A 12584-nucleotide genomic window follows, 5' to 3' on the forward strand; every position below is an offset into this window, starting at 1 on the left:
AAAAAAAAAGGCTTTTAGAACAAAGCCTTTAATCTATAAGCTCATATAATTCTATCGCGTCATCTTTTCTTACATTATCACTAATTTTTAACACTTTAATCTTCATGGCTCCAGTACCAAAGTTAACCTGGACTATATCTCCTATATTAATTTCATCTCCTGGCTTGGCTCTCTTTTCATTTATAAAAACCCTTCCTTGTTCACAGGCCTCCTTTGCTATAGTTCTTCTTTTAATTATCCTAGAGTTTTTTAAGTATTTATCAATCCTCAATACAATCATCTCCTTATTACAAAAAAAATCAGGTCAGAGACCTGATTTTTTTTACTTATTTACAGCTTCTTTTAATCCTTTTCCTGCTTTAAATACAGGTGCCTTTGAAGCTGGTATTTGAATTACTTCTTCTGGATTTCTTGGATTTCTACCTTCTCTTGCTTTTCTATCTCTTACTTCAAAAGTACCAAATCCAACCAGTTGTACCTTTTCACCACCAGCTAAAGTTTCTTGTACTACATCCATGAAGGCATTTAATGCACCTTCTGCATCTTTCTTAGTTAAATTACTTTTTTCTGCTATGCTAGCAACTAGTTCAGCTTTATTCATTATAAATTCCTCCTCTTATCCTAATCTTTAACTTTCTCTACTAAAGTTATTCTATATTGATTTTAAAAATCCTTCTTATAATACTATATTTTTTATCAAATTGCTAATATTTATGTAATTTAGCTTCATTCCATAGTATATCCATTTCTTCTAAAGTCATCTCTTCTAATTTTTTACCCATTTTTCTACTTTTTAATTCCATAATTTCAAATCTGTCAATAAATTTATTAATTGTCCTGTTTAATGCAACTTCTGGGTTTACATTTAAAAACCTACATACATTTACCGTTGCAAATAATAAATCTCCTAACTCTTCTTCTACTTTTTCCACATCACCACCTTCAATGGTATTAATGGATTCGATAACCTCAAAGTACTCCTCCTTTACTTTGTCTAAAGCTCCATCTACATTATCCCAATCAAATCCAACCTGCCCTGCTCTTTCCTGAACTTTATAACTTCTCATTAAAGAAGGAAGCTTAGGTATATCTTTTAAAATCTCAGTATAAGTATTAATGCCTCTTGCTTTAAACTTTAGTTTATTCCAATTATATACTACTTCATCAGATTTTTCTACTTTTTTTTCATTAAAAACATGAGGATGTCGATAGATTAATTTTTTATTTAATTCAGTTGTTACATGGTAAAGGTTGAATTCCCCTTCTTCTGAAGCAATCTCAGAATGAAAAATTATCTGTAAAAGAAGGTCCCCCAATTCTTCAACAAGTCCATCCATATCTCCCTTATCGATTGCATCTACAACTTCGTAGGCTTCCTCAATAACCGATTCTCTTATGGACTCATGGGTCTGTTTTTTGTCCCAAGGACAACCTTTTTCACTTCTTAATAATTTCATTGTATCAATAATATCGGCAATATCGTATATTTTTTTAATTATTTTATCCACTTTAGGAATATATATACTAGTTAAAGAGTCGATCTTATCAATTCTATCTAATTCATAAATAGGAATTCTATATAACTTTTCTTCATCCTTTACTCCTGCTCTATTTATTATATAAATCTCATATTCATCTCCATATACTTCTGATAATATAAGCTTTATATCTGAGGCGACTCTCCCATTATACACTTGAGTTATAATATAATCAACATTAATATCAATATCATTTATATTAAATAAGGTTCCATCAACTATTTTTAGCCCGTAAATCGGATCTCTCTTTACCAATTGAATTACAGGCTCTATAAAGCTCATTCCTCCTAGCAACTCAATATCAATATCTTTACCCTTTTTTTCTAACAAAAGCTCCACAGTTTTTTCAGCAACCATAGGATTGCCAGGAACAAAATAATTAATAACCTTATGTCTCCTTACCTTATCAACTAAATCCTCTACAATATATTCATATACGCCTATAAAGTTATCTTCTTTATCATAGACATAATCATAAGATTCATAACTAATATTATTTTCTACAAAATATTTTACTGTGGGATGATTTTCTGTTCTTAAATAATTCTTATCTCCACTATTGATTCTTTTCATAACTCCTACTGTTAAAAAATCAATGTCCCCAGGACCTAATCCCAAAATATATATTTTCCCCATATACATTTCTCCTTTGCTTAATAAAACTACCTTCTCATCAATCTAAATTTCACCAACTGATTAGCTATCTTATCTCCTTTCGGTAACAAACTAAAATCTTCGTAAGTTAACGAACCAGTCATTATTAATAGTATACCATATATTATAGCTGCAACAACAATAGCAACTATTGTTGATAATCTATCTCCAATGAAACTTAATAAACCAGAATAAATTACCTTTGCAGTTAAAGCCATACCTAAGGAAGATATCAGCGGTTTTATAAATACAGCTTTTCTATTCAATTTTAATTTTGTATATCTTTTTACACTTATTAAATCTAATAACGCTGCAATAAAATAAGCTATTAATGTACTAATAGCAGCACCCTTTATATTTATACTCTCAACACCTGTTAAAACAAAAGTAAGAAACACTTTAACTACTGCACCAATAAACAAGTTTCTTACAGACACTAAAGGTTTACCTAATCCTTGTAAAATAGCTGTAAGAGATTGAACTAGAGTTAAGAAAACGACTCCAAATGAAAGTACAGCAAGTATCTCACCTGTACTAGTTATACTTTCTGCAGTATTTTTATAATATAATAAATTTATAATAGGTCTTGACAAAGTAAATAAACCAAAGGCACAAGGTAGCCCTATTAATAATGTTACCCTAATTCCTGAAGAAGTAATATTTCTAATTTCATTAAATTTCTTTTTGACATTTGCCTCAGAAATAGCAGGCACCAAACTAATAGCTAAAGCTGTAGAAAAAACTTGAGGTAAATTTATCAGGGTCTGAGCTAATCCTGTAAGCTGCCCATACAAATCATTGGCCTCTAGTTGGCTATATCCTATACTTTGGAGCCTCTTAAGTACAAGTAATGTATCAATTGTATTCATTATGGGAACAATTGCTGCTCCTATGGTTATAGGAATAGCAATAGATAATAAGTCTTTTACAATTCTAGTTACTGATTCTTCTTTATTGATTAAGCTAGTCTTTATCTCTTCACCTATTTCTTGTCTTTTAGATAAATATATTATTATCATCATTGCTGCTCCTGCCATAGCCCCTATAGAGCCTCCAAAAGAAGCTCCACCAGCAGCTATAGGCCTTCCCTTATCTAATAGATAATAAGTTAATGCTAGCCCAATAGTTACCCTAAAAAACTGCTCTACTATCTGAGATAAAGCAGTAGGAGTCATAGTCTGCCTTCCTTGGAAAAATCCTCTAAAAGCTGCCATAATAGGAACAAAGAATAGAGCAGGCACCAATGCAATGAGGGAATAATATGCATTTATATTACCCAATGCTTCAACAATATATTTAGCATTAAGAAACACAAATAAAGAAGTAATTAGTCCTGCAATAAATAATCCTAAAAAAGCTACTTTAAATACCTTATGAGCCCCCTTATAATCTCCTAAAGCCCTTTTTTCAGAGACCAGTTTAGCTATAGCCACTGGAAAACCTGCAGTAGATAGAGTTAGAAGTAATACGTATAAAGGATAGGCAGTCTGATAATAACCCATTCCTTCTGTTTTTATTATATTGCTAAGGGGTATTCTATAAAAAGCCCCGAGTATTTTAACAATAGCACCAGCAATTCCAAGAATAGCTGCTCCCTTTAAAAAATTATTCTTAGTCATTACATTTCCCCCTAATATTTAATACAAACTAAACCCATTATACCAAAAATATATTTAATATAATATAGTATTATAACAGTAAAACCAATAAAATAATATAGCCTACCAAATTTGGTAGGCTTTTTTAACTTTCCATCTGCTTTGATAAAAATGCTGCTGCAGTTTCAGCTAACTTAACTTCAACTTCACTCATAATTACATTAGGTTCTTTTGACATAAATACTACAGTCCCTATAGGATCACCTTGCATAATTATTGGAGCTATTACTTGAGCTGTATATTCATTAGAATTTTCATCTTCATAAAATAGCTTGATAGGCTTATCTTTATCTTTAGTTAAATAAATATTTCTTGATTCCATAATCCTTTCTAATTCTGGACTAATTCTCTTATCAAGATATTCTTTTTTTGATCCTCCAGCAATAGCAATTATATGATCCCTATCTGAAATAATAGCAGTGAATGAAGTAGCTTCATATAAGGACTCACAGTATTCATTGGAAAATTCATTTAATTCTCCAATAGGAGAATATTTCTTTAGTATCACTTCACCTTCTCTATCTGTAAATATTTCTAATGGATCTCCTTCTCTTATTCTCAAGGTCCTCCTAATTTCTTTAGGTATAACAACTCTTCCTAAATCATCAATACGTCTTACTATACCTGTTGCCTTCATCTTTTCCCTCCTCAAGAAAATTTATTGTGTATTTATTATTTTACTAATAGGAATTTTTTATACATTTATGGTAATCTTAAGTTAAAGTATTTACATTAATTGAAAACCTCCACCAAAAGGTGGAGGTTTTTCTATTAATTTTTATTATTCTCATCATCCATATATATTTTCACGTCTGCTTTCTCTCTTAAATCCAATATTTTTTCAAAATATCTGTTATATTTTAACACAGGAACTATATCTTCCTTTAATTCCTCATAACTATCTTTTCTATCTTCTAATAAAATAATATGATATCCTAATTCAGTTTTTATTAATCTACTAACTTCTCCTATTTCTAGGGTAAAGGCTACATCCTCAAGTTCCCTATAACTTTCTAACAGTTCTCCTTTAGTAAAATAACCTAAATCTCCTCCTTGTATTGCTGAGTCTGGATCGGCTGACTCTATAGCAACTAGATTGTGAAAGTCTTCTCCGTTATTGAGCTTTTCCAATACTTTATTGCCTTCCTCTTCAGTTTTTACCAAAATATGGCTTACCCTGACCTTTATAAGGGAATCTTTATTTTTATCAAAATACTCTTTTATTTCATCTTCTGAAAGATTAATTTTACTATAAAAATCTTCTCTATGTTTTTCATACATAACAGTTTTTCTTAGCTCTTTTTTAAAGAATTCCTCTGTGAATCCATTATTTTGTAAGTATTCCTTATATTGCTCTTCACCGCCTAATTCATCAATATAGTAAGTTTTAATTGCTTCATTTACTTCCTTATCAGTTACCGTTATATTCAATTTATCCAATTCTTTAGCCATTATTTTTTGAATTATTAATTTTTCTAATATATCTTCCCTTAATATCTCCTCGTAGGTTTTATTGTTTTCCATCTCTCGAAGCAAAATATCCTCTCCAAATTGTTTTTGGCGAACATTTTTCGACATTTCAAAATCCTCATCAAATTCTTCTTGAGTGATTGCTTCTCCATCTACTCTTGCTATTATAGCTTCTTCTTTTTCTTTATTGATACAACCTGAAATTAACCAAGACATTAAAGCGATTATTACTGCTATTATTAAAAGTCTTTTATTAAGTCTAGACACTCATAACATCCTCTCTAATAGATATAGTTATATTATATAGTATTTTTTATATTATGGAAACCTCTAATTTTTTCAATTAACCCTTTTAAATCAGTCAATAATTCTCCATCAAATCTATAGTTAAAAGAAGGAATAGTAGATAAATCGAAAGTAATTTTCCTTCCATATTTTTGTGATAAAAAGTGGATTAAATCTGGCGTAATATAATCTACAGAGCTAAATTCTAAATTGACATTATTTCTAGTTTGACTAATGTTTTTAATATGACATAAACTTGCATTGTTTTTAATATATGAAATATCCATTAAATTATTAACTTCTTTGGGTATATCTCCAAACCTATCTATTAACTCATCTATTAACTCATGGTAGTCTTGTTCAGCTTTAATGGCAGCAATTTTTTTATAAATTTCAATTTTTTGTTCTTCATCCTTAATATATTTTGAAGATATATATCCGTCTACTGTTAAATCTATTGTTGTATCGATAGTCTCTTCAAAATCTTCTCCTTTAAGTTTTTTAATAGTTTGATTTAAAAACTTGACATAAAGGTCATAACCTATAGCCTCTATATGACCATGCTGCTCTACTCCCAGTAGATTTCCTGCACCTCTAATTTCTAAGTCTCTCATGGCAATTTTAAAACCAGAGCCAAACTCGGTAAAATCCTTTATAGCTCTTAACCTTTTTTCAGCTACTTCAGTTAAAACTTTATTTCTTTCATAAGTAAAATATGCATATGCAACTTTGTTTGTCCTCCCAACTCTGCCCTTTAGCTGATAAAGTTGAGATAGTCCCATCTTGTCTGCATCATATATAATAATAGTATTTACATTAGGTATATCTAACCCAGTTTCGATTATAGTTGTACATACCAAAACATCGTATTCATTAGAAATAAAGTTTACCATAACTTTTTCCAATTCTCTTTCACTCATCTGACCATGACCTATCGAAATCCTAGCCTCTGGTATTAGTTTTTTTAACATACCTGCTATTTTATCTATGTTTTCTACTCTATTATATACAAAATAGATTTGTCCTCCTCTTTCCATTTCTTTTAATATAGCTTCCCTTATCATCTGTTCATTAAATTCTACTACATAAGTCTGTACTGGATATCTTTCTTCTGGAGGTTCGTCTATTACACTCATATCTCTAATACCTATAAGAGACATATGCAACGTTCTAGGAATTGGTGTTGCAGTAAGAGTTAGAACATCCACATTCTCTTTTAATTTTTTTAAAGTTTCCTTATGCTTAACTCCAAATCTCTGTTCCTCATCTACTATCAATAAACCTAAGTCCTTAAATATTACATCCTTAGACAAAAGCCTATGGGTACCTACCACAATATCTATAGTCCCCTTTCTAAGTCCATCTATAGTGTTTTTCTGCTCCTTCACCGTTCTAAATCTACTTAACATAGCTACATTTATAGGAAAAGTATCGAATCTTTCCATTATAGTATTATAATGTTGTTGCGCTAATATGGTAGTTGGTACTAAAAAAGCTACCTGTTTCCCATCCATTATGGCTTTAAAAGCAGCTCTTAAGGCTACTTCTGTTTTACCATAACCTACATCTCCACACAAAAGTCTATCCATTGGTTTCTTTTTTTCCATATCTTTCTTAATATCTTCTATGCTTTTAATTTGAGCTTCCGTTTCATCGTAAGGAAACATATCTTCAAACTGACTTTGCCATACAGTATCTTTTGAAAAAGAAAACCCTTTTAGACTCTCTCTTTTAGCATATAGATTTAATAAATCCTTAGCCATATCTTCTACTGCTTTTCTTGCCCTTTGTTTAGTCTTAGACCACTCTGAACTGCTAAGTTTGTTCACTTTTGGTTTAATAGAATCTGCACCTATATATTTTTGAATTAAATTCATTTGATCTATAGGTACGTATAACTTATCATTCCCTCTGTATCTAATAGTTAAATAATCTTTAATTATACCTTCAACGCTTAGTTGCTCAATCCCTTCATATTGACCAATTCCATGGTTCTCATGAACTACATAATCCCCTATTTTCAAATCCGTGAAATTAATATTTTCACCTTTTGATTTCTTCTTGCCTTTGCGAATCCCTTTAGAAGAACCAAATATTTCCTCATCAGTAATAAAGGCCATCTTAATATCTGGATATTCGAACCCCCCATTTATACTGCCTCTAGTTATAAAAATTTGGTTCGATTTTATATGTCGGTACCCATCTTTAACATAACTACTTATAATATCTAAATCCATCAAAGCCGTTTCTAATCTTCTACCTCTTTCTTCTGTACCCGATAGAATAATAATCTTATATCCTCTATATTTATAATGGTTTAATTCTTCTTTTAAAATACCCATATCATTATGGAAGGATTGCATAGATTTTGTTGTAAATCTAATAAGAGATTTGAATTGAGTTTTAGGTTTGCTTTTTAATAATGCAGAATTGGCTATACATGTTTTTTCTTGTATATCCTTTTGTATATCCATATATTCATAATTGATATTTTCATGCCCTTGAAGAACTTCTCCCGCTTCTAAAACATAGGAATACTTAAGTAAAAATTGCTCTTTAATATTATTAACTCTTTCTTCTACTCTTCTAGGTTCATCTATAAATACTAAACTATCATTTTGAAAATATCCTGATATACTAGATAAATATCTTTCTGGTATAAAAGGGATGATCATATCCATATTTGAAATATATAATTTTTCTTTAAGTTCCTCCATATAGCCCTTAAACTTATCTTCTAAGTTTTGTCTTATCTTAGAACCTTTTTCCAATTTGTTGGTAGTTGTTTTCAAGGCTTTCCCCATGTTTTCTAAAGTTTCATCCCTATAATCGTCTAATATTAATATTTCCTTTGCAGGAGGAATAAATACAGCCTTAACCATTTCCAAAGATCTTTGAGTTTCAACATTAAAAGTTCTTATTGAATCTACTTCATCATCAAACATTTCAATTCTATAAGGATTTTCGCTATTAGGTGGATAAAAATCCACTATTCCTCCTCTAATGCTAAACTGTCCTACCCCTTCTACCATGCTTTCCCTTTCATAGCCTGAATTTACAAGCTTAATAGCCAGATCCTCTAAGACTATTTTACTGTTTATATCAAGTTCTATGGATTGCTTTTTAAATATATTAGGAGCAATAAGTTTATTTAGTATTCCTTCAATATGGGCAACTACAATTATTGGGTCTCCTTTTATTAAACGAGAAAGTGCCTTTAATCTTTCATTAGTTCTCTCTGAGCTGATAGCATCTACTTTATAAAACAATATATCCTTACTAGGAAATATTTCCACAATATTTTCATCGAAGTTTTTTATGTCTTCATAAATTTTTTTTGTTTTTCTCTCATCATAAGTAAGTATCAAAATCTGCTTATGTAAATGTTGATTCAGCGCATAAGAAATATGCCCTATATTCTCATCAATAATTCCATAAGTTGATATAGGACTATCTTTCTTTTTTATAGCTTTAATTAAATCCTTATAAGAATCCAGATTTTTCAATGGATCAATTAGCATGTTTAGCATTATATCAGCGCTCCTTAAATTATTAAGCATAGGCCTTAAGCCCAGGAATAGTTCCTGGGCTTATATCCCTTTTTTATTAAATTCATTCATTGCTTTATTTATATCATAAACTATAATATTCTCTATAGCTAATGCAGCGTCTTCTATAGCAGTATCTATAACCATTCTCTCATCTTTAGCAAATTTACTTAAAACAAAATCTGCTAAATCTTGTCCTTCTTTTTTTGTCCCTACCCCAATCTTTAACCTTGGAAAGTTCTCAGATTGTAAATGATAGATTATAGATTTCAATCCATTGTGGGAACCAGCACTCCCCTTTGTCCTTATCCTTATAGTCCCAAATTCTATGTCTATATCGTCTACTATAACTATTATATTCTCTAGAGGAAGTTTATAGAAGTTGTACAAATCTAATACTGCCATACCGCTATTATTCATATAAGTTTGAGGTTTCATAAGTATAACCTTTTCACCGTTAATAAATCCTTCGCCGTATACAGATTTAAATTTTATCTTGTTTATTAAAATATTATTCCTTTTAGATAATAAATCTATAACATTGAACCCTACATTATGTCTAGTCTTTAAATAATTTTTCCCAGGGTTTCCTAACCCAACTACTGCAAACAATTTATCACCCCATAAACTAATCAAACAATATACTTACAGATTCATTAATGTGAATTCTTCTTATTGCTTCCGCAAATATTGGGGCTACGCTTACTGCTTCAATTTTATCTATTTTTCTTTCTTCTGATAAAGGTATGGTATCTGTTACTACGAATTTTTCAATTACTGAATCTTTAATTCTTTCAATCGCCGGCCCTGATAGTACTGGATGGGTGGCACAACCATAAACTGATTTAGCCCCAAAATTTTTCAATACTTGAGCTGCTTTAGTTATAGTCCCTGCTGTATCTACTATATCGTCAACTATAATAACATTTTTCCCTTCTATATCACCAATTACATTCATTACTTCTGAAACATTGGCTTTAGGCCTTCTCTTTTCAATAATGGCTATAGGAAGATCTAATAAATTTGCAAAATTTCTCGCTCTAGCTACTCCGCCTAAATCTGGAGATACTACTACTGTTTCTCTATCTATAACATCTTTGAAATATTCTGCAAGAATAGGTACTCCAGATAGATGATCTACGGGAATATCAAAATACCCTTGAATTTGTCCTGCATGTAAATCCATACTTACTACTCTATCTATACCTGCCACCGTTAATAAGTCTGCGACTAATTTAGCTGTAATAGGTTCTCTGGCTTTAGTTTTTCTATCCTGCCTTGCATAACCATAGTAAGGAATCACGGCATTTATTCGACCTGCAGAAGCTCTTTTAAAAGCATCTATAAGTATTAATATCTCCATTAAATTATCGTTCACTGGAGAACATGTAGGTTGTATAATGAATACATCACTACCTCTAACAGTTTCATCAATATTTACAAATACCTCTCCATCACTAAATTTGCCTACTTCGCAACAACCAAAAGGCACATCTAACTCTTTGCATATATTTTTTGCTAGTTCCCTATTAGCATTACCTGAAAAAACTTTAATCTGACCTTTTTGTAATTCCATTGTAAATTCCTCCTGTTTAGTTTACTTATTATCCTTATAACCTTTTTTTTCTACCCATCCATTTTTATTTATCTGTTTAGCCCTAGCTATGGACAAATTGCCTTCTTCTACTTCATTGGTTATAGTAGAACCAGCTGCAATATACCCCCATTTTCTCACAATTACAGGTGCAACTAAATTAGAATTGCTACCAAGAAACGCATTGTCTTCAACTAAAGATCTGAACTTTGAACGACCATCATAGTTGACAAAGATTACACCACAACCTATATTTACATTCTTTCCTACATCTGCATCTCCTATATAAGCTAGATGCCCTGCTTTTGAATTATCACCAATTGTAGAATTTTTAACTTCCACAAAGTTACCAATTTTTATATTTTTACCTAGATGACTATTAGGTCTCAAATGAGCATAAGGTCCAATTAAACATCTATCTTCAACTATACTTTTACTGATGGTAGATGAATGTATTTCTACCTTATTCCCAATCTTACTCTCTTCTATTCTACAATTCTCTCCTATTATGCAACCTTCGCCAATTGTAGTTTCCCCTACAATTATTGTTCCTGGGTATATTATACTATCTTTTCCGATATTGACACCAGGTTCTATATAGGTATTTTCTGGATTTATTATGGTTATTCCATTTTCCATATGACTTTCATTAATTCTATTTCTCATTATCTTTTCACAGAAAGCTAATTGAACTCTAGAATTAATTCCGTGAATTTCTTTTGAATCTTCTATAACGTATGTCCCAACTTTTGAATTTTCTTCTTTTAAGATTGTAATCACATCCGTTATATAATATTCACCTTGAGCATTGTCATTAGTAATTTTTCCAAGAGCATGTTTTAACTTTGCACCTTTGAAACAATAAATACCAGAATTAATTTCCTTTATATTTAATTCTTTCGCTGTTGCATCCTTGTGCTCAACGATTTTGAGCATATGACCTTTTTCATCTCTAACAATTCTACCATAACCAGCAGGTTCTTCTAAATAAGCAGTTAATACTGTCCCATCATAGTCCTTGTTATTATGATAGTTTATAAGTTTTTCTATTGTTTTATCTGTTATTAGAGGAGTATCTCCATATAAAATTACTACATTACTATTATCTTCTATATGGTCAATAGCCTGCATAACGGCATACCCAGTCCCATAAGGATATTCTTTACCTATAGGCTGAGTCTTGAATATAATATCTGAGTCATCAAACTCTTCTTTTACTTTTTCCCCTCCATGCCCAACTATTACATAATTTTTTTCTATATTAGCATTATTACTTGCATTTATTACATATTCCAATATAGGTTTTCCACATATTTTATGTAATACCTTTGGTATTTTGGACTTCATCCTTGTTCCTTCTCCTGCTGCTAATATTATAGATATATTCATATTAACACCTCTTTTATATTTATCTATCCAAATTATATTTTAACCTATTTAATCTATAAGTCCACACTAAATATATAAATTTCTTAATAATCTTTTCTTTTATTATAAGACTTTTTAAGATTTTAGAAAGTAAGAAAGACCCCTAGGGGCCTTTCTTACTCAGTTATTAAAATTTTTTCATATTCTTCAAAAATTGCATCTTGAATCTTTTTCCTAGTTTCTGCATTAATTGGATGAGAAATATCTCTGAATTCACCATCTGGCATTTTTCTACTAGGCATAGCAATAAACAACCCATTCTGCCCTTCGATTATTTTTATGTCGTGTACAACAAACTCCTCGTCAAAGGTTACAGATACTATTGCTTTCATCTTCCCCTCTTCGGTAACCTTTCTAATTCTTACGTCAGTTACTTTCACAGCTAAAGTTCACCACCTTCCATATTAAA

At 30.7% G+C, this 12584-nt stretch carries 11 protein-coding genes; all 11 read right to left on the bottom strand.

The genetic code is table 11. From position 1 onward, the window contains the following. Positions 1–28: 28 nt before the first annotated feature. The gene (locus VK998_RS07250; RefSeq protein WP_325227053.1) at positions 29–271 is read right to left on the bottom strand and encodes an RNA-binding S4 domain-containing protein; all 243 of its coding nucleotides are present in this window, start codon (positions 269–271) and stop codon (positions 29–31) included. A gap of 51 nt (positions 272–322) precedes the next feature. After that, positions 323–601: an HU family DNA-binding protein gene (locus tag VK998_RS07255; protein ID WP_325227057.1), complete on the bottom strand. Its 279-nt coding sequence runs from the start codon at positions 599–601 to the stop codon at positions 323–325. A gap of 103 nt (positions 602–704) precedes the next feature. After that, on the bottom strand, positions 705–2174 hold the full coding sequence (gene yabN, locus VK998_RS07260) for a bifunctional methyltransferase/pyrophosphohydrolase YabN (protein WP_325227059.1): 1470 nt from the start codon (positions 2172–2174) through the stop codon (positions 705–707). 26 nt (positions 2175–2200) lie between these two features. Continuing rightward, positions 2201–3811 (bottom strand): putative polysaccharide biosynthesis protein, encoded by a 1611-nt coding sequence (locus VK998_RS07265; protein WP_325227063.1) that lies wholly within the window; start codon positions 3809–3811, stop codon positions 2201–2203. A 124-nt stretch (positions 3812–3935) separates the two neighbouring features. Then, a complete protein-coding gene (gene spoVT, locus VK998_RS07270; RefSeq protein WP_325227066.1) occupies positions 3936–4487 on the bottom strand; it encodes a stage V sporulation protein T in 552 nt (183 codons plus the stop codon). Positions 4488–4621: 134 nt separating this feature from the next. Continuing rightward, positions 4622–5587 (bottom strand): SurA N-terminal domain-containing protein, encoded by a 966-nt coding sequence (locus tag VK998_RS07275; protein WP_325227069.1) that lies wholly within the window; start codon positions 5585–5587, stop codon positions 4622–4624. A 32-nt stretch (positions 5588–5619) separates the two neighbouring features. Next, a complete protein-coding gene (gene mfd / locus VK998_RS07280) occupies positions 5620–9165 on the bottom strand; it encodes a transcription-repair coupling factor (RefSeq protein WP_325227071.1) in 3546 nt (1181 codons plus the stop codon). Positions 9166–9195: 30 nt separating this feature from the next. Further along, complete coding sequence (gene pth / locus VK998_RS07285; RefSeq protein WP_325227084.1) at positions 9196–9765, bottom strand: aminoacyl-tRNA hydrolase; 570 nt, start codon at positions 9763–9765, stop codon at positions 9196–9198. A 16-nt stretch (positions 9766–9781) separates the two neighbouring features. Beyond that, on the bottom strand, positions 9782–10729 hold the full coding sequence (locus tag VK998_RS07290; protein ID WP_325227075.1) for a ribose-phosphate pyrophosphokinase: 948 nt from the start codon (positions 10727–10729) through the stop codon (positions 9782–9784). A 21-nt stretch (positions 10730–10750) separates the two neighbouring features. Further along, positions 10751–12136, bottom strand: coding sequence for a bifunctional UDP-N-acetylglucosamine diphosphorylase/glucosamine-1-phosphate N-acetyltransferase GlmU (glmU, locus tag VK998_RS07295; protein ID WP_325227078.1), 1386 nt, complete (start codon positions 12134–12136; stop codon positions 10751–10753). 155 nt (positions 12137–12291) lie between these two features. Next, positions 12292–12555, bottom strand: coding sequence for a septation regulator SpoVG (spoVG, locus tag VK998_RS07300; RefSeq protein ID WP_325227081.1), 264 nt, complete (start codon positions 12553–12555; stop codon positions 12292–12294). Between the last annotated feature and the right edge of the window lie 29 nt (positions 12556–12584).

Origin of the sequence: Schnuerera sp. (assembly GCF_035459645.1) — a bacterium.
Classification (GTDB): Bacteria; Bacillota; Clostridia; order Tissierellales; family Tepidimicrobiaceae; genus Schnuerera.